This is a genomic window from uncultured Stenotrophomonas sp. (assembly GCF_963519925.1).
GTDB lineage: Bacteria > Pseudomonadota > Gammaproteobacteria > Xanthomonadales > Xanthomonadaceae > Stenotrophomonas > Stenotrophomonas maltophilia_AE.
The window spans coordinates 1-16,827 of sequence record NZ_CAUQPH010000078.1 but is presented as its reverse complement, the minus strand read 5'-3'; the positions used below and the strand labels follow the sequence as shown (position 1 = coordinate 16,827).

Below are 16,827 nucleotides of genomic sequence, written 5' to 3'. Positions count from 1 at the left end.
CTGCAGAACCGGTCGCCAGTGTCGAGCCCACCCCCACGCCGCCGACGCCCGCGCCAACCCCGGTCGAACAACCGGTGCAGGCCACCGACGTGGCCGAGGCCACCACTGATTTCGTGGTGCCGCCCACCAGCGTGCCGCGTACCGACGTGCGGGTGATCCCGCGCGAGGCGCCGGAGCTGCAGGTGCGCGAGCGCACCGTAGAGGTAGTGGAAGCGCCCACGCCGCCCCTGGTCGCACCGGCTGTGCGTCCGGTGCAGCCGCAGCTGCGCACACCCGAGCCGGTAGTGCGCGAGCGCGAGGTCACGGTGGTCAACGCGCCCACGCCACCGGTTCCCACTGCCGGCCCACGCGTGGAGATCACCGTGCCGCAGCGGGAAGCGCAGGTACGTGAGCGCGAGATCGCGCCGGCACCGTCGGTGTCGGTCGCGGTGGCCCCGGTGCCGCAGCGCGAGATCACCGTCCCCGGGCGCAGCCCGGAGGTAAGCGTGCGCGAGCGCGCCGTGCCCAATGCAGCGCCGCGTCCGGCGCCGGCAACCGCCACGCCGTCGACCGCCAGCTCCACCGCGTCTGCCACGCCGAGCCGGAATGCGGCCAGCACGTCCAGCAGTGCCAGCACGGCCGCACCGAACCGCAGCACGGCTGCGACACCGGCTGCGGCGACCCCACCGGCCGCTCGCCCGTCGCCCACGCCGGGCAACTGGGCGACCCCGGCACGTGGCGACGACTGGGGCGCCTCTACCCGCAATCGCGACGGCGAACGCAGTGGTGCACAGGCCAACCAAGGGGCTGCGCGCACCGGCGATGGGTTGTTCAACGCGGACGGCAGCGTGCGCGTGCCGGGGCAGGACGGCAGCGGTGACAGCGAGCGCGGCGCGCCCGGTGGCGAGAACGACGGCTGGAGCCGCGAGCGCATCGCGCAATCGGGCACCTGGCTCAAGCGCCCGCCGTACGATTACACGCCGACCTCGTTCGACAAGTACTGGGCGCCGAACGAGTCGCTGCTGGCCGAATGGGTGCGCAAGGGCATCAAGGCCGTGGAAATTCCGATTCCCGGCACCAGCTCGAAGATCTCCTGCGTGGTCTCGATCCTGCAGTTCGGCGGCGGCTGCGGCCTGACCGACCCGAACATGCAGGACCAGCCAGCCGTGGCCCGCCCGCCACCGGACGTGCCGTTCAAGAAAGAACTACAGGACGACAACGGCAGCCGATGACGGCAACGCCGTCATCTACTCGTTCAACGCGACGAACGCCCAGAACGGCACATCGTGTTCGCTCCACGTCTCGCTGGCGTCGTCCAGGACATCCAGCAGGGTGTCGAAATCCGTCCCGTCCGCGGCCTTCAGGTCGTCGGCACCGCTGAAGAACAGCGCGTAACCGTTAGCCTGCCACCACGACAGGTCGCGCAGGCAGTCCAGCAGGGCATCCCAATTGCGGCCGAAGGTGCTGGGAAAATCCATCTGCGCGGCGATGCGCATCAGCAGCGTGTGCTTGTCGCTGCAGCCGCCCAGGTCGATCGTCGCCACGCGCAGGCCGGCCCCCCGCATCGCGGCCGCCAGTGCGCCAATGTCTTCATCGGTGACCGAATACACGCCGGCATTGTTGATGTCGTCCAGGTTCAATTCGAATGCTTCGTGGTTCATTGCCAGCTCCCGGCAGGTGGGACCTCGAAACTGCGGAAGGTTTCGTAGTGGTCATCGGTGTAGAACCAACCGGTCGGCGGGGTGCCGCCGGTCACTATGCGGCGTGCGCCGCGGTTGCCGGCGCCCGGCGTGTCCACGGTGTACTCGCGGTAGTAGCCACGCGGACGATCGGGCAGGCGCTGTTCGCGGTTGCCGAACACGCCGCCGTCCTGGCGGTGCGGGTAGGGCCCGCCGCGCTGGATCAGCTTGATGGTGGTGCGCGCTTCGGGTGGCAGGAAGGCGGGCAGGGGGTCGTGCGTGCGCTGCGCGGCGGCACCCGGGTTGGCCGGTGCCTCGGAGACTGGTGCCACGGCGGCGTCGGGCTGGGTGAGTGACGGGGCGAAGTCCGGCGCCGGCGCACGCTGGGCGAGCCTGATCGCGGCCAGGCCACCGATCAGTACTGCGATGGCGAGTAGTAACAGCAGGGGCTTGCGCATGGGGATTGCTGTGGCGAGGGTGGGTCTACTGTAATGCTTCTTCTGTGGGGATCGCCTGGTTGCCACGCAGGGCGTGGCACTACGCGTGGGGATCGCCGGGTTGCCATGCAGGGCGTGGCACTACGCGGTGGGGATGGCCCTGCGCCACCCGCTGGTTTCGTCACCTGTGCGTAACGCGCGCTTTTCGCCGGAACGAAGTTTCCTTTACGTGGGCCTTGGTAAGCTCGTCGGCCATCCCCATCATCGACACGCAACGCCCGGTCTTCGCCGGGCGAGTGAGCTACCAGGAGAACCACATGGCCTATACCCTCCCCAAGCTGTCCTACGCCTACGACGCGCTTGAGCCGCATATCGATGCGGCCACGATGGAAATCCACCACACCAAGCACCACCAGACCTACATCAACAACGTCAACGCTGCGCTCGAAGGCACCGAATACGCCGACCTGCCGGTCGAAGAGCTGGTCAAGAAGACCAAGTCGCTGCCGGAAAACCTGCAGGGCGTGGTCCGCAACAATGGTGGTGGCCACGCCAACCACACCCTGTTCTGGACGGTGATGGCGCCGAATGCCGGTGGCAACCCGGTCGGCGACGTGGCCAAGGCCATCGATGCCCAGCTGGGCGGTTTCGAGAAGTTCAAGGAAGCCTTCACCAAGGCAGCGCTGACCCGCTTCGGCAGCGGCTGGGCCTGGCTGAGCGTCACCCCGGACAAGAAAGTCGTGGTGGAAAGCAGTGCCAACCAGGACAGCCCGCTGATGGACGGCAACACTCCGATCCTGGCCCTGGACGTGTGGGAACACGCGTACTACCTGAAGTACCAGAACCGTCGCCCGGAATACATCGGCGCCTTCTTCAACGTCGTCGACTGGAACGAAGTCGAGCGCCGTTACCAGGAAGCGATCGCCTGATCGACGAAAAGCCGGGCATATGCCCGGCTTTTCCGTGGTGCCGGCCGCTGGCCGGCGCCTGCCGTGGGATCTACCGCGGTGCTTCTCCCTGGACGCGCAACGTGGCCAGGATGCCCAGCCGCAATGCGGTGCCCGGGCTCCCTTCCGCTGCCGGCAGCTTCACCGGCTGCAGGCCCTCGCTGGCGAAATGCGAAACCTGGAACAGCACGTCCAGACCGTGCCCGCTGGCCGCACCGGCCAGCGACGGCGGATCGACCCGCTCGCCGGGATTCTTGCGTACCGGCTGGAACCCGGGCGAACTGCGCACCAGCTCTTCGGTCTCGGCGGAGAAGTCGCCGGCGATGAGCGAGGGCAGGCCATCGGAGGTGGCGCCGATCCAGGTCATCAGGTCGCTGGTCTGGTGCTGCCGCACCTGCGCTTCGTCCGGTTCCGGACGCAGCCGCGCTACATAGATGTTGACCAGCTCCTCGTGCAGCTTGATCCGCAGCATGCCGGCCGCGCTGTACTGGCCAGGCGGGTGCAGCAGGGTGACCCCGTCCTCGGAAACCGGCAGCCGGCTGAGCATGGCGCTGCCATGGCGCACGCGCTGGCTGGGCGGGTCGGCGGTGACGAAGTCGCAGCTGTAGCGCAACCGGGTCGCCAGCCAGCAGGCCGGATTGCGGCCCTCCGACTGCTGCACCCGCTGTACCGCGATCACGTCCGGCTGCAGTCCTTCCAGCACCTGCAGCAGCTGTTCGCGGCGCTGTTCCCACTCGGCGTCGGCGCCGACCGGCAGCTCCAGGGTGGCGATCCTCAGCAGGCGCGGCGCCGCCTCGCCCTGGCGGGCGTTGGCCGGGAGTGCGGGGGCGGTCAACAAGAGGAGCAGGAGCCAGCCGTGCCAGTGTCCTGCGACAACCGTGGGGAGGAGGCGCATAACGATAAGTTTACGCTTGGGCCGTCGACGTGCCGTGACTTCGGTCAAATGTCACGTCCCGGCGCAGCGTGCGCCGCCGGGATCGTTCCGGTAACCTTGCGCCCTTTGAACCCGCAGGACAGCCCCGACGCATGAGCACGACCGCAGCCGCCAGCGCTGGCAAGGGAAAGATGCCACGCCAGATTCCGTACATCATCGGCAATGAGGCCTGCGAACGGTTCAGCTTCTATGGGATGCGCAACATCCTGGTGCAGTTCCTGATCACCTCGCTGCTGCTGCAGGAGATCACCGCCGATGGCCGCGCCGGCGAGGCCAAGGACATCATGCACAGCTTCATGATCGGCGTGTACTTCTTCCCGCTGCTCGGCGGCTGGCTGGCCGACAAGTTCTTCGGCAAGTACCACACCATCCTCTGGTTCAGCCTGGTCTACTGCGCCGGCCACGCCTGCCTGGCGCTGTTCGAGAACAGCCGCGAAGGGTTCTTCCTCGGCCTGGGCCTGATCGCGCTCGGCGCCGGTGGCATCAAGCCGCTGGTGGCTTCGTTCATGGGCGACCAGTTCGACCAGAGCAACAAGCACCTGGCCAAGATCGTGTTCGATGCCTTCTACTGGATCATCAACTTCGGCTCGCTGTTCGCCTCGCTGCTGATCCCGCTGGCGCTGAAGAATCTGGGTCCGCAGTGGGCGTTCGGCATCCCGGGCATCCTGATGTTCGTGGCCACCTTCGTGTTCTGGCTGGGCCGCAAGCGCTACGTGCTGGTGCCGCTGCCGCCCAAGGACCCGCATTCGTTCGGCAACGTGGTGCGTACCGCGCTGTCGGCGCAGGTGCCGGGCAAGGGCCGGCCGGGCCGCACCCTGGCGATCCTCGGCGCGGTGCTGGCGGTGGCCTCGATGGGCCTGGTGGGCAGCCTGGGCATCGTGATCTGCCTGTGCATCGCCCTGGTGCTGGTGCTGGCCGGCGTAGGCGGCGGTACCTGGATCCAGCTCGACCGCGCCCGCGCTTCGCATCCGGCAGAAGCGGTGGAGGGCGTGCGTTCGGTGCTGCGCGTGCTGGTGATCTTCGCGTTGACCACCCCGTTCTTCTCGCTGTTCGACCAGAAGGCCTCGACCTGGGTGCTGCAGGGCCAGCAGATGGCCATGCCGTCGTGGTTCACCGCCTCGCAGATGCAGGCGTTGAACCCGCTGCTGGTGATGATCCTGATTCCCTTCAACAACCTGGTGCTGTACCCGGCCCTGCGCCGGTTCGGCTTCGAGCCCACCGCGCTGCGCCGCATGACCGCGGGTATCGCCTTCAGCGGCCTGGCCTGGATCGCGGTCGGCGGCATCCAGGTGATGATGGACGGCGGCAACGTCATGTCGATCTTCTGGCAGATGCTGCCGTACGCGCTGCTCACCTTCGGTGAGGTGCTGGTCTCGGCCACCGGCCTGGAGTTCGCCTACAGCCAGGCGCCGCAGGCGATGAAGGGCGTGGTGATGAGCTTCTGGAACCTGACCACCACCATCGGCAACCTGTGGGTGCTGCTGTCCAACGCCGCGGTCCGCAATGACGCGGTGACCCACCAGATCGCCAGTACCGGGCTCAGCGAGGCCGCGTTCCTGATGTTCTTCTTCGCCGGGTTCGCCTTTGTCGCCGCGTTGGCCTTCGGTTGGTATGCCAAGCGCTATCGTATGGTCGACAACTACCGCGCTGCCTGAGTACTGCCATGACCCCCGTGAACCTGCTGCTGATCGCCATCACCGCCCTGGTGTCGTGGATGGCCTTCAACAACCGCGCGTTGGCCGACCGCCTGATCCTGTGGCCGCCGGCGGTGGACCGCAAGCGCCAGTACGACCGCCTGGTGACCTACGGCTTCATCCATGCGGACTGGTCGCACCTGATCTTCAACATGATCACGCTGTTCTTCTTCGGCGGGCAGATCGAGCGGGTCATGGCCAGCCTGACCGGCAGCTACCTGACCTACCCGGCGTTCTACCTGGGAGCGCTGGTGGTGTCGATCCTGCCCAGCTACCTGAAGAACCAGAAGAACCCGAACTACATGAGCCTGGGGGCGTCGGGCGCGGTGTCGGCGGTGCTGTTCGCCTTCATCCTGCTCAGCCCGTGGACCATCATCTTCGTGTTCTTCATTCCGGCGCCGGCGATCGTCTATGCCGCGTTCTACGTCGGCTACAGCATCTGGATGGACCGCAGGGGCGGTGACCGCATCAACCACAGCGCGCACCTGGCCGGTGCCGCGTTCGGGGTGATCTTCATGCTGGCGATGCGCCCGGAGATCTTCGGGCACTTCCTGGCCGAGCTGAGCAACCCGCGCTTCAGCCTGGGCGGCTGAGGGGGAGGGTCACGACCAACGGTCGTGACCTACCCGGGTTCTGCCGACCATTTTCCCGGTAGGTCACGCAAGGAACGGCGCAGCCGTTCCTAACGTCGCTCGTCGACGGCCCGAAGGGGGCCTGCCGCAGGCAGGCATACCGTTGGTCGTGACTGCTTTACGCCGCGAAACGCTGGTCGGTACCGTAGGTGCTGAGCAGGCGGGCGTAGACCTCGTGGTCGATCAGGTCGAATTCCGACCCCTGGGTCTGGCCATTCAGGGCCAGCTGGAACAGGCCTTCCAGCAGCGAGCTGTCGGCGTCGCCGGGCTGGGTGAAGTCGGGTGCATGGTCCATGTGACACTCCTTGGGACACGGATGGGGCAGACAGGTGTCGCAAAACGCGTGCCAGCTTTTGCGGCCTGTCCGAAACCGATATCGGCTTGAATCGGGCGGACTTTAGGACGGCATGTGACCCAATGCGTCGCCTGTTGCCCCTGTTCAGGCTTCACGCGATCATGGCGCCGCGCTGCGCACTATCGCGACAGTCGCCGCAGGAGACACCGCCATGGCTTCGGTCACCCCGCCGGGATTGGCATATGAGGTGGAGCACGACCTGGACCGCCACCGGTTCCAGGCGCGGGTCCAGGGACACCTGGCCCTGCTGGACTACCAGATCAAGCGCAAACGGATGGTCATTACCCATACCGAGGTGCCCGAGGCCATCGGCGGCCGCGGCATCGCGGGGGAGCTGACCAAGGTCGCCCTGCGCTATGCGCGCGACAACAAGCTCAAGGTGGTGCCGGCGTGCGCCTACGCCGAGCAGTTCTTCGCACGGCACACCGAATACGACGACTTGCTGGCGTCTTGAACACAGGCGCTTTTCACGGACGAAGGATCATCATGCTGGGTTTCAACAAGGGGATTGCAATGAACATCGCAGGGAACCGCCGCGCGCTGCGTATCGGCGCGCTGGCGTTGGCCGTGGGTCTGGTGCTGCTGGGTGGGTGCAAGCGCGAGGATGACAGCGCGGTGGCGCCCGCCGTCGACAGCACCGCCGCGCAACCGGGCATCGCCACGCCCCAGGCAACGGCAGAGGCGCCGCTGGAGCTGCGCGATGTCATCGAAAACACCCCGCAGGCGGTGGTGGGCATCAGCTATCCGCCGGACGTGAACCGTTTCCCTGGGCTGGCCAAGGCCCTGTCGGACTACGCCACGGCCGCGCGCGCCGAACTGCAGCAGGCGGTGGACGGCCTGGGCAACGACAAGCCGACCATGCCCTACGAGCTGTCGCTGAGCTTTGAAAAGGTGCTGGAGACCCCGCAGCTGCTGGTGATCAGCGCCGACGGCAGCCGCTACACCGGGGGCGCCCATGGCGAGCCGCTGGTGGCCCGGTTCGTGTGGCTGCCGGATGCGCAGCAGATGCTGACCGCCGACATGCTGATCGCCGACAGCAAGGGCTGGGGCGTGGTCAGCGACTACGTGGCCGACCAGCTGCGCGAGCGCATGGCGACCCGGCTGAGCAGCGACGACATGGAGCCGGGCCAGATGCAGGAGGCGCTGCGCAGTGCCAGCCGGATGATTGCGGACGGCACCGGGGCCAGCGCCGACAACTTCAGCCAGTTCCAGCCGATGACCGATCCGAATGGGCTGATCAAGGCCGTGCGTTTCGTGTTCCCGCCGTACCAGGTGGGGCCGTATTCGGATGGCACCCAGACCGTGGACGTGCCGGCCGCCGTGCTGGCGCCGCACGTGGCCCCGGCCTACGCCGGGCTGTTCGCCAAGGGCTAGAAGGGGGCCGACCGTGGACGTGGGGCTGCAACGACGGGTCATCGAGTTGCTGCACGAGGCCGACGTCACCGTCGACGGTGACCGGCCGCACGACATCCACGTGAACGATCCGCGCTTCTATTCGCGGGTCATCGCCGAAGGTTCGCTCGGGCTGGGCGAAAGCTACATGGATGGGCAGTGGGACGCGGCCTCGCTGGATGGCTTCCTGCTGCACGTGTTGCAGGCCCACCTGGGTGAGCGCGTACACGGCTGGCGCGAGCTGGGCGACGCGCTGAAGGCGCGGCTGTTCAACCTGCAGGCCGGCGGCGGCAGCCTGGAGGTCGGCCGCCGCCACTACGACCTGGGCAACGACCTGTACCACGCCATGCTCGGCAAGCGGCTGGTGTACAGCTGCGGCTACTGGGCGCAGGCCAACGACCTGGACAGCGCGCAGGAAGCCAAGCTGGACCTGATCTGCCGCAAGCTCGGGCTGCGCCCGGGGCAGCGCGTGCTGGACATCGGTTGCGGTTGGGGCGAGGCGCTGAAGTTCGCCGCCGAACGCTATGGTGTTTCCGGCGTGGGCATTACGATCTCGCAGGAGCAGGCCGACTTCGCCCGCAGGCTGTGCGCGGGCCTGCCGATCGAGATCCGCCTGCAGGACTACCACGAGGTGGACGAGCGCTTCGATGCGATCCTGTCGGTGGGCATGTTCGAGCACGTGGGCGACAAGAACTACCGCAGCTATTTCGAGATGGCGCGGCGCTGCCTGGCGCCGGACGGTCTGTTCCTGCTGCACAGCATTGGCAGCAATCTGTCGCGGCACCGCACAGACCCGTGGATCGCGCGCTACATCTTCCCCAACTCGATGCTGCCGTCGGCGGCGCAGATCACCGCCGCATATGAGGGCCTGTTCGTGCTGGAGGACTGGCACAGCTTCGGCGCCGACTACGACCGCACCCTGCAGGCCTGGCGCGCCAATGTGGAAGCGGCCTGGCCGCAGCTGGACCCGCAATGCTACGACGAACGCTTCAAGCGGATGTGGCGTTTCTACCTGGCCGGCTCCATGGCCAGCTTCCGCTGCCGGCACGCCCAGTTGTGGCAGCTGGTGCTGTCGCCCAACGGCGTGCCGGGCGGGTATGTCGCACCGAGGTGATCGCACGCGAACGGTGTGGCATGGCCAGGGACACGCCATGCGTGTCCGCGATGAACCCGGCAAAGCAAAAAAAAACCGCCCGGCATCTGCCGGGCGGTTCTGACTTGCAGGCGCGTTACTTCTTATCCGGAACCAGTCCACGCTTCTCGAGCAGCGGTTCGATCTGCGGCTCATGACCGGCGAAATCGCGGAACAGCTGCATCGCGTCCACGCTGCCCCCCTTGGACAGCAGGGTGGCGCGGAAGTGGTCGCCGTTCTTGCGGCTCAGGCCGCCGTTGTCGCGGAACCACTTCTGGGTGTTGGCGTCCAGCACTTCCGACCAGATGTAGGCGTAGTAGCCGGCCGAGTAGCCGCCCATGATGTGGCTGAAGTACGGAGTCTTGTAGCGCGGCGGGACCGGTGCGTAATAGATGCCGTCCTTCTCCAGCGCCGCGCGTTCGAAGGCCATCACGTCCTTGGCGGCCGGCACCTGGTCCGGGCCGATCTGGTGCCAGCGCTGGTCGAGCATGGCCGCGCCCAGGTACTCGGTGGTGGCGAAGCCCTGGTTGAACTTGGCCGCGGCCAGCACCTTGTCGAGCAGCGCCTGCGGCATCGCAGTGCCGTTGCGGTAATCCTTGGCGTAGTTCTTCAGGATCGCCGGGTTGTCGGCCCACATCTCGTTGACCTGCGAGGGGAACTCGACGAAGTCGCGCGGCACCGAGGTGCCCGAGAAGTACGGGTACTTCACGTTCGAGAACATGCCGTGCAGCGCATGGCCGAATTCGTGGAAGGTGGTGGTCACTTCATCCCAGGTCAGCAGGGTCGGCTGGCCGGCCGGCGGCTTGGGAATGTTGAGGTGGTTGGCCACCACCGGCTTGAAGCCGGTCAGGCCGGACTGCTGCACGTAGGCGTTCATCCACGCACCGCCACGCTTGGAGGCGCGGGCGTACGGGTCGAAGATGAAGATTGCCAGCTGGCTGCCGTCGGCATCGAACACGTCATACACGGTGACGTCGTCGTGGTAGACCGGCAGGTCCGTGCGCTGCTTGAAGGTCAGGCCGTATTCCTGGTTGGCGGCGAAGAACACGCCGTTCTCCAGCACGTTCTTCAGCTCGAAGTACGGCTTGAGCTGGGATTCGTCGAAGTTGTACTTGGCCTGGCGCACCTTCTCGCTGTAGAAGGCCCAGTCCCATGCCTCGAGCTTGAAGGTCGGCTTGCCGGCGGCCTTCTGTTCCTTGTCGATCATCGCCTGCAGGTCGGCGGCTTCGCGCTTGGCGTTGGCCACCGCGGCCGGGGCCAGCTGGCCCAGCATCGCGTTGACCGCTTCGGGGGTCTTGGCGGTCTGGTTGGTCAGGTTGTAGGCGGCGAAGTTCTCGAAGCCCATCAGCTTGGCCTTGTCGGCGCGCAGCTGCATGATGCGCGCGACCAACGCGGTGTTGTCGAACTCGCCACCGCGGCTGCCACGGGTGACCGAAGCGTCGTAGATCTTCTTGCGCAGGTCGCGGTTGGTCAGGTTGGTCAGCGGCGGCTGGCCGGTGGTGTTGAGCAGGGCGATGACGTACTTGCCGTCCAGCTTGCGTGCCTTGGCTGCTTCGGAGGCGGCGGCGATCTGCTCGGCCGACAGGCCGTCGAGCAGTTTGACGTCGTCCACGGTCACCGCCGAGGCATTCACTTCGTTCTGCACGTTCTGGCTGAACTTGGTGCCCAGGTTGGCCAGCTCTGCGTTCATCGCCTTGAGCTTGGTCTTGTCGGCTTCGCTCAGCTTGGCGCCGGCGCGCACGTAGCTTTCGTAGTACTTCTCGACCAGGCGCACGCCTTCGGCGTCCAGACCGAGCTGGGTGCGGGTGTCGTACAGCGCCTGGATGCGGGCGAACAGCTTGCCGTTCAGCGCGATCGCATCGCTGTGCGCGGCGAACTTCGCCGAGTAGTCGGCCTGCAGCTTCTTGCGCGCATCGTTGGTGTCGGCGCCGACCAGGCTGAAGAACACGGTGGTAGCGCGGTCCAGGGTGTCACCGCTCTTTTCCAGGGCGATGAGGGTGTTGTCGAAGGTCGGCTTGGCCTTGTTGTTGGCGATGGCCTCCACTTCCTTCAGCTGCTGGGCCATGCCGGCATCGAAGGCGGGGGCGAAGTCGCTGTCCTTGATCTTGTCGAACTGCGGGTAGTGCAGCGGCAGGGGGCTGTCGGCGAAGAACGGGTTGGCCTGCTGGGCAGCGTTGGCGGCCGGGGTGGCGGCCACGGCGGAATAGGCGGGCAGGGCAAGGCCGAGGGTCACGGCGACGGCGAGGGCAAGACGGGTGGTCAAGGGGTAATCTCCGGTCAGACAAGTGCCCGAGGGTAACCCGGCCCGAGGGACGCGGGCTTGTGTCGAAAGGCATGTGCGCAGGCGGAACGATGGCTGCCGTAGAGCCACGCCCTGCGTGGCTGCGGGGCGTCCGGCGAAGGGCAGCCACGCAGGGCGTGGCTCTACAATGGCCTGACCCCTCCCCGGAGTACTCGCATGACCACCGCCTTCGATTTCTCGTTCGTGGACCTCGACGGCCAGCCCCAGTCGCTGGACCAGTACCGAGGCCAGGCCCTGCTGCTGGTCAACGTGGCCAGCAAATGCGGCTTCACCCCGCAGTACGAAGGGCTGGAAGCGCTGTGGCGCGAGTATCGCGAGCGCGGCCTGGTCGTGATCGGTTTTCCCTGCGACCAGTTCGGCCGCCAGGAGCCGGGCAATGCTGATGAGATCCGCAGCTTCTGTTCACTGACCTACGAGGTGGACTTCCCGCTGTCGGAGAAGATCGAGGTCAACGGTGCCAACGCCCATCCGCTGTGGTCGTGGCTCAAGGCCGAGAAGTCGGGGGTGCTCGGCCTCAGCGGGATCAAATGGAACTTCAGCAAGTTCCTGGTCGGCCGTGATGGCAAGGTGCGGGAGCGCTACGCACCCACCGACAAGCCGGAAAGCCTGCGCGGCGATATCGAGGCTGCGTTGGGGTGACCGCTGGACACGCGTGGCGTGTCGCTACGGAGTGCGGGAAACCGGCGTAGAGCCACGCTGTGCGTGGCTTGGCGGTGCCCAACGAAGAGCAGCCACGCAGGGCGTGGCTCTACGCGGTGAGGCATCGGTCAGACGTCACTTCTCGACGAACGCGCGCTCGAACACGTAATGGCCCGGCGTGCCGATCCGAGGCGAGGTCTGGAAGCCGCGCGCGTCCAGCACGTGGCGCAGGTCGGCCAGCATCTGCGGGCTGCCGCAGATCATCGCGCGGTCGTTTTCCGGGCTCAGTTCCGGCAGGCCAAGGGTGCGCTGCATTTCGCCGCTTTCCAGCAGCGCCGTGAGGCGGCCCTGGTTCGGGAACGGTTCGCGGGTCACGGCGGGGTAGTACAGCAGCTTGTCGCCGATCATCTCGCCCAGGAACTCGTGCTCGCGCAGTTCCTTCTCGAACAGCTCGCGGTACGCCAGGTCCTTCTCGTAACGCACGCCGTGGGTAAGGATCACCTTGTCGAAGCGCTCGTAGGTTTCCGGGTCCTTGATCACAGACAGCCACGGCGCCAGGCCGGTGCCGGTGCCCAGCAGGTACAGGTGCCTGCCGGGGTGCAGGTCGCTGATCAGCAGCGTGCCGGTCGGCTTCTTTCCCACCAGCACCTTGTCGCCCGGCTTGATGTGCTGCAGGCGCGAGGTCAGCGGGCCGTCCTGCACCTTGATGCTGAAGAACTCCAGGTTCTCTTCCCAGTTCGCGCTGGCAATCGAATACGCACGCAGCAGCGGACGCGCCTCGGTTTCCAGCCCGATCATCACGAACTGGCCGTTCTCGAAGCGGAAGCCGCTGTCGCGGGTGGTGGTGAAGCTGAAGTAGGCGTCCGTCCAGTGACGGACTTCAAGCACCGTTTCGGCGCCGAAAGCGGAAGACATGGGGGTGGGGTCTGATCTGTGTTGTCGCACCCAGTTTATCTCAAATGAGATAAATTCTCATTGAACCCGGGTCAAGCTGCTTCAGCGGTACCCGGCGGCCTGCAATTCGAACAATTCCGCGTACCGCCCGCCCTGTGCCATCAGCTCGGCGTGGGTCCCGCTGGCTTCCAGCCGCCCCTCGGCCAGCACCAGGATCCGGTCGGCCATGCGCACCGACGAGAACCGGTGCGAGATCAGCACCGCAGTGCGGTTGTCGGATAGCTCCTTGAAGCGCTGGAACACCTCGAATTCGGCGCGCGCATCGAGCGCGGCGGTCGGTTCATCCAGGATCATCACCTGCGCGTCGCGCATGTAGGCGCGGGCGATGGCGATCTTCTGCCACTGCCCGCCGGACAGGTCCACGCCCTGCTTGAAACGGCGCCCGATCAGCTGCTCATAGCCCTGCGGCAGGCCCTCGATGACCGCGTCGGCCATGCCGCGCCGGGCCGCGTCGCGGATGCGCGCATCGTCGGTCATGGCCTCGACCAGGCCCACCCCGATGTTCTCGCCTGCGGTCAGGTTGTAGCGCACGAAGTCCTGGAAGATCACCCCCATGTTGGCGCGCAGGTCGTCCAGGTCGTAGTCGCGCAGGTCGCGGCCGTCTAGCAGGATGCGGCCTTCGTCGGGGTCGTACAGCCGCGCCAGCAGCTTCACCAGGGTGGTCTTGCCGGCGCCGTTCTCGCCCACCAGGGCCAGCACCTCGCCGGCACGCAGCTCGAAATCAAGGTGGCGTACCGCCCACGCTTCGGCGTCCGGGTAGCGGAAACCCACATTCTCGAACACGAAGCCCCGGGTGATCGGCTGCGGCACCGGTACCGCGTCCGGGCGCGAGTGGATCTCCGGCTCGATCTGGAAGAACGAGAACAGGTCGTCCAGGTACAGCGCCTGGCTGGCCACCTGCGAAAAGCCGATTAGCAGGCCTTCCAGCAACTGTCGCAGGCGCAGGAAGCTGCCGGCCAGGAAGGTGAGGTCGCCGATGGAAAAGTCGCCGCGCACGGTGCGCCATGCAATGTAGGCGTAGGCGGTGTAGTAGCCCAGCGTGCCCAGCGCCGCCAGCAGCGTGCCCCAGAACGCACGCTTGCGTGCCAGCGCGCGGTTGGCGCGGAAGAATTTCTCGGCCAGGAAGCGGTAGCGGTCGATCAGGAAGCGGTGGAGGTTGAAGATCTTCACCTCCTTGGCGGTCTCCACGCTGGCCCCGATCTGGCGCAGGTAGTCCAGCTGGCGCCGCTCAGGCGTCCACTGGAAGTTGAGGCTGTAGCCGGCCGCGTTGAAGTGCGACTCGCCAATGAACGCCGGCACCAGCGCCACCGCCAGCAGCAGGATCAGCCACGGCGCATACACCAGCAGGCCCACCGCCAGGCTGGCCACGGTGATGGCGTCCTGCACCTGGCCGAACAGCTGGCTCATCAGGTTCATCCGGCCCATGGTCTGGCGACGGGCGCGGTCGAGCTTGTCCTGCAGGTCCGGGTCTTCGAAGTCCTCCAGGTCCAGCTCGGCCGCGTGCTCCATCAGGCGGATGCTGGTGACGTTGGTGAACAGTTCCGAGAGCAGGGTGTCGGCGTAGCTGACGATGCGGCCGAGCAGGTCCGAGGCGATGGCCAGGCCGAACTCCAGCGCCAGCAGGCCCAGCAGCGGGTTGAGCAGGCCGCTGTAGAGGGCCTCCTCGAACGGCGGAAAGCCGGCCTCGTGGCGGCTCAGCAGCAGCGCCGCATCGATGATGAGCTTGCCCACGTACAGCATCGCCACCGGCAGCAACGCGCGGATGACCCGCAGGCCCAGGCTGGCCGACGCCAGCCAGGGACTGGTCTGCCAGACCTGGCGCAGGAAGGGGGGCAGGTTGCGCATCGCCTGGAAGCGTTCGCGCAGGCTGGGGTTCTTGGGGCCGGCGGCGCCGGCAGCAGGGGAGGCGGGCATGGAAGACATTGTGCCTGCCCCCGCCGTGAAGCCCGGTAGCGCCGGCCGTTGGCCGGCCCTCTCGCACGATCCGGAGCTCGTCAGGGCCGGCCAACGGCCGGCGCTACCGGGACAGCGGCCAACGCGGCATGCACGAGGCGTCGGTTGTCGGGAGTCATTCCCACCACCGCCGGGCAGGGGCGCTAAAATGGTGGGCTTACCCCCGCCAGCCCCGAGCAAGCGAGCATTACGTGACATCGATCAAGCAGGAAGACCTCATCCAGTCCATCGCCGACGCGCTGCAGTACATCTCGTACTACCACCCGGTCGATTACATCAAGAGCCTTGCCGCCGCCTATGAGCGCGAGGAATCGCCGGCCGCGAAGGAAGCGATGGCGCAGATCCTGATCAATTCGCGCATGTGCGCCGAAGGCCACCGGCCGATCTGCCAGGACACCGGCATCGTCACCGTGTTCCTGGAAGTGGGCATGAACGTGCGCTGGGATGACGCCACCATGAGCCTGGAAGACATGGCCAATGAGGGCGTGCGTCGGGCGTACAACCACCCGGACAACAAGCTGCGCGCCTCGGTGCTGGCCGATCCGGCCGGCAAGCGCGTCAATACGAAGGACAACACCCCCGGCGTGGTCAACATGAAGATCGTGCCAGGCGACACCGTGGACGTGATCGTGGCGGCCAAGGGCGGTGGCTCCGAAGCCAAGAGCAAGTTCGCCATGCTCAACCCGTCCGACTCCATCGTCGACTGGGTGCTCAAGACCGTGCCGACCATGGGCGCCGGCTGGTGCCCGCCGGGCATGCTCGGCATCGGCATCGGTGGCACGGCTGAAAAGGCGATGCTGCTGGCCAAGGAATCGCTGATGGAGCCGATCGACATCAACGAACTCAAGGCCCGCGGCGCGTCCAACCGGGCCGAAGAACTGCGCCTGGAGCTGTACGACAAGGTCAATGCGCTGGGCATCGGCGCGCAGGGCCTGGGGGGCCTGACCACGGTGCTGGACATCAAGGTCAAGGACTTCCCGACCCACGCCGCCAACCTGCCGGTGGCGATGATTCCCAACTGCGCCGCCACCCGCCACGCCCACTTCACCCTGGACGGCAGCGGTCCGGTGATGCTGGACCCGCCGTCGCTGGAAGACTGGCCGCAGATCACCTACGACGCCTCCAAGGGCACCCGTGTCGACCTGGACACGATCACCCCCGAAGACGTGGCCAGCTGGAAGCCGGGCCAGACCCTGCTGCTCAATGGCAAGCTGCTCACCGGCCGCGATGCCGCGCACAAGCGCATGGTCGACATGCTCAACAAGGGCGAGCCGCTGCCGGTCGACCTGAAGGGGCGTTTCATCTATTACGTGGGCCCGGTCGATCCGGTCCGCGACGAAGTGGTCGGCCCGGCCGGGCCCACCCCCCCGACCCGCCTGGCCCACTTCACCCGCCCGGTGCGGGAGCCGACCCCCCGGGACGGCAAGCGGGGCGCCGCCGAGCGGGGCCCGGCCGCGATCGAGGCGATCCGTGACAACAAGTCGGCCTACCTGATGGCGGTGGGCGGTTCGGCCTACCTGGTGTCCAAGGCGATCAAGGCCGCCAGGGTGGTGGGCTTCGCCGACCTGGGCATGGAAGCGATCTACGAGTTCACCGTGCAGGACATGCCGGTGACCGTGGCGGTCGACTCCACCGGCGAATCGGTGCACACCACCGGCCCGCGCGAGTGGCAGGCCCGCATCGGCAAGATCCCCGTGGTTGTGGCCTGACGGCCCCACTTCCGGTAGCGCCGGCCCGTTGCCGGCCGGGGGGATGGCCGGGGCCCGCCCCCCGCCCGCGCAAAAGGCGGGCGGGTGGG

General features: G+C 66.9%; 16 protein-coding genes. 9 read left to right on the top strand and 7 right to left on the bottom strand.

Annotation, left to right across the window (positions count from 1 at the left end; translation table 11 throughout):
* Positions 1-1,211 (top strand): hypothetical protein (locus RWO33_RS13525; protein WP_314105457.1); only part of this gene is annotated, 1,211 nt, incomplete at its 5' end.
* Positions 1,212-1,226: 15 nt separating this feature from the next.
* Here RWO33_RS13525 and RWO33_RS13520 read toward each other — a convergent pair.
* Together RWO33_RS13520 and RWO33_RS13515 are read right to left on the bottom strand one after the other, a co-directional pair.
* A complete protein-coding gene (locus RWO33_RS13520) occupies positions 1,227-1,640 on the bottom strand; it encodes a barstar family protein (RefSeq protein ID WP_314105455.1) in 414 nt (137 codons plus the stop codon).
* Positions 1,637-2,116, bottom strand: a complete 480-nt coding sequence (locus tag RWO33_RS13515) for a ribonuclease domain-containing protein (RefSeq protein WP_314105453.1) — start codon at positions 2,114-2,116, stop codon at positions 1,637-1,639. The genes RWO33_RS13520 and RWO33_RS13515 overlap by 4 nt, the downstream gene beginning before the upstream one ends.
* Positions 2,117-2,412: 296 nt before the next feature.
* On the opposite strand from RWO33_RS13515, the gene RWO33_RS13510 reads away from it, so the two are divergent.
* On the top strand, positions 2,413-3,024 hold the full coding sequence (locus RWO33_RS13510) for a superoxide dismutase (protein WP_125359304.1): 612 nt from the start codon (positions 2,413-2,415) through the stop codon (positions 3,022-3,024).
* Positions 3,025-3,094: 70 nt separating this feature from the next.
* Here the strand turns inward: RWO33_RS13510 and RWO33_RS13505 are convergent, their stop codons facing one another.
* On the bottom strand, positions 3,095-3,937 hold the full coding sequence (locus RWO33_RS13505) for an endonuclease/exonuclease/phosphatase family protein (protein WP_145480217.1): 843 nt from the start codon (positions 3,935-3,937) through the stop codon (positions 3,095-3,097).
* 131 nt (positions 3,938-4,068) lie between these two features.
* Between RWO33_RS13505 and RWO33_RS13500 the strand changes: the two genes are divergently transcribed.
* Both RWO33_RS13500 and RWO33_RS13495 read left to right on the top strand, forming a co-directional pair.
* Positions 4,069-5,631, top strand: a complete 1,563-nt coding sequence (locus RWO33_RS13500; protein WP_314105449.1) for an oligopeptide:H+ symporter — start codon at positions 4,069-4,071, stop codon at positions 5,629-5,631.
* Positions 5,632-5,639: 8 nt separating this feature from the next.
* Positions 5,640-6,263, top strand: a complete 624-nt coding sequence (locus RWO33_RS13495; protein ID WP_314105448.1) for a rhomboid family intramembrane serine protease — start codon at positions 5,640-5,642, stop codon at positions 6,261-6,263.
* A gap of 157 nt (positions 6,264-6,420) precedes the next feature.
* Here the strand turns inward: RWO33_RS13495 and RWO33_RS13490 are convergent, their stop codons facing one another.
* The gene (locus RWO33_RS13490; protein WP_184126639.1) at positions 6,421-6,597 is read right to left on the bottom strand and encodes a hypothetical protein; all 177 of its coding nucleotides are present in this window, start codon (positions 6,595-6,597) and stop codon (positions 6,421-6,423) included.
* A 211-nt stretch (positions 6,598-6,808) separates the two neighbouring features.
* Here RWO33_RS13490 and RWO33_RS13485 point away from each other — a divergent pair, with 211 nt between their 5' ends.
* From RWO33_RS13485 to cfa, 3 genes are read left to right on the top strand one after another with little or no spacing between them, the layout of a single operon-like run.
* The gene (locus tag RWO33_RS13485) at positions 6,809-7,111 is read left to right on the top strand and encodes a GNAT family N-acetyltransferase (RefSeq protein WP_314105443.1); all 303 of its coding nucleotides are present in this window, start codon (positions 6,809-6,811) and stop codon (positions 7,109-7,111) included.
* A gap of 59 nt (positions 7,112-7,170) precedes the next feature.
* Positions 7,171-8,031, top strand: coding sequence for a DUF4163 domain-containing protein (locus tag RWO33_RS13480; protein ID WP_314105441.1), 861 nt, complete (start codon positions 7,171-7,173; stop codon positions 8,029-8,031).
* Between the two features lie 13 nt (positions 8,032-8,044).
* Positions 8,045-9,163, top strand: a complete 1,119-nt coding sequence (gene cfa / locus RWO33_RS13475) for a cyclopropane fatty acyl phospholipid synthase (RefSeq protein WP_314105439.1) — start codon at positions 8,045-8,047, stop codon at positions 9,161-9,163.
* A 115-nt stretch (positions 9,164-9,278) separates the two neighbouring features.
* Here cfa and RWO33_RS13470 read toward each other — a convergent pair whose 3' ends face one another.
* Positions 9,279-11,444, bottom strand: a complete 2,166-nt coding sequence (locus RWO33_RS13470; protein ID WP_314105437.1) for a M3 family metallopeptidase — start codon at positions 11,442-11,444, stop codon at positions 9,279-9,281.
* A gap of 195 nt (positions 11,445-11,639) precedes the next feature.
* Between RWO33_RS13470 and RWO33_RS13465 the strand changes: the two genes are divergently transcribed.
* A complete protein-coding gene (locus tag RWO33_RS13465; RefSeq protein WP_314105435.1) occupies positions 11,640-12,122 on the top strand; it encodes a glutathione peroxidase in 483 nt (160 codons plus the stop codon).
* Between the two features lie 135 nt (positions 12,123-12,257).
* Here the strand turns inward: RWO33_RS13465 and RWO33_RS13460 are convergent, their stop codons facing one another.
* Together RWO33_RS13460 and RWO33_RS13455 are read right to left on the bottom strand one after the other, a co-directional pair.
* On the bottom strand, positions 12,258-13,037 hold the full coding sequence (locus RWO33_RS13460; protein WP_145480227.1) for a ferredoxin--NADP reductase: 780 nt from the start codon (positions 13,035-13,037) through the stop codon (positions 12,258-12,260).
* Between the two features lie 81 nt (positions 13,038-13,118).
* Positions 13,119-14,990 carry an ABC transporter ATP-binding protein gene (locus RWO33_RS13455; RefSeq protein WP_314105432.1) on the bottom strand — a complete coding sequence of 624 codons (1,872 nt, stop codon included), beginning with the start codon at positions 14,988-14,990 and terminating at the stop codon, positions 13,119-13,121.
* Positions 14,991-15,220: 230 nt separating this feature from the next.
* Between RWO33_RS13455 and RWO33_RS13450 the strand changes: the two genes are divergently transcribed.
* Positions 15,221-16,738: a fumarate hydratase gene (locus RWO33_RS13450; RefSeq protein WP_314105430.1), complete on the top strand. Its 1,518-nt coding sequence runs from the start codon at positions 15,221-15,223 to the stop codon at positions 16,736-16,738.
* The last annotated feature ends 89 nt before the right edge of the window (positions 16,739-16,827 follow it).

What these genes read in the sequence shown, in the direction of transcription:
- RWO33_RS13520 (WP_314105455.1), bottom strand. Translation starts at nt 1,640, where the DNA reads ATGAACCACGAAGCATTCGAATTGAACCTGGACGACATCAACAATGCC.
- RWO33_RS13515 (WP_314105453.1), bottom strand. Translation starts at nt 2,116, where the DNA reads ATGCGCAAGCCCCTGCTGTTACTACTCGCCATCGCAGTACTGATCGGT.
- RWO33_RS13510 (WP_125359304.1), top strand. Translation starts at nt 2,413, where the DNA reads ATGGCCTATACCCTCCCCAAGCTGTCCTACGCCTACGACGCGCTTGAG.
- RWO33_RS13505 (WP_145480217.1), bottom strand. Translation starts at nt 3,937, where the DNA reads ATGCGCCTCCTCCCCACGGTTGTCGCAGGACACTGGCACGGCTGGCTC.
- RWO33_RS13500 (WP_314105449.1), top strand. Translation starts at nt 4,069, where the DNA reads ATGAGCACGACCGCAGCCGCCAGCGCTGGCAAGGGAAAGATGCCACGC.
- RWO33_RS13495 (WP_314105448.1), top strand. Translation starts at nt 5,640, where the DNA reads ATGACCCCCGTGAACCTGCTGCTGATCGCCATCACCGCCCTGGTGTCG.
- RWO33_RS13490 (WP_184126639.1), bottom strand. Translation starts at nt 6,597, where the DNA reads ATGGACCATGCACCCGACTTCACCCAGCCCGGCGACGCCGACAGCTCG.
- RWO33_RS13485 (WP_314105443.1), top strand. Translation starts at nt 6,809, where the DNA reads ATGGCTTCGGTCACCCCGCCGGGATTGGCATATGAGGTGGAGCACGAC.
- RWO33_RS13480 (WP_314105441.1), top strand. Translation starts at nt 7,171, where the DNA reads ATGAACATCGCAGGGAACCGCCGCGCGCTGCGTATCGGCGCGCTGGCG.
- RWO33_RS13465 (WP_314105435.1), top strand. Translation starts at nt 11,640, where the DNA reads ATGACCACCGCCTTCGATTTCTCGTTCGTGGACCTCGACGGCCAGCCC.
- RWO33_RS13460 (WP_145480227.1), bottom strand. Translation starts at nt 13,037, where the DNA reads ATGTCTTCCGCTTTCGGCGCCGAAACGGTGCTTGAAGTCCGTCACTGG.
- RWO33_RS13455 (WP_314105432.1), bottom strand. Translation starts at nt 14,990, where the DNA reads ATGCCCGCCTCCCCTGCTGCCGGCGCCGCCGGCCCCAAGAACCCCAGC.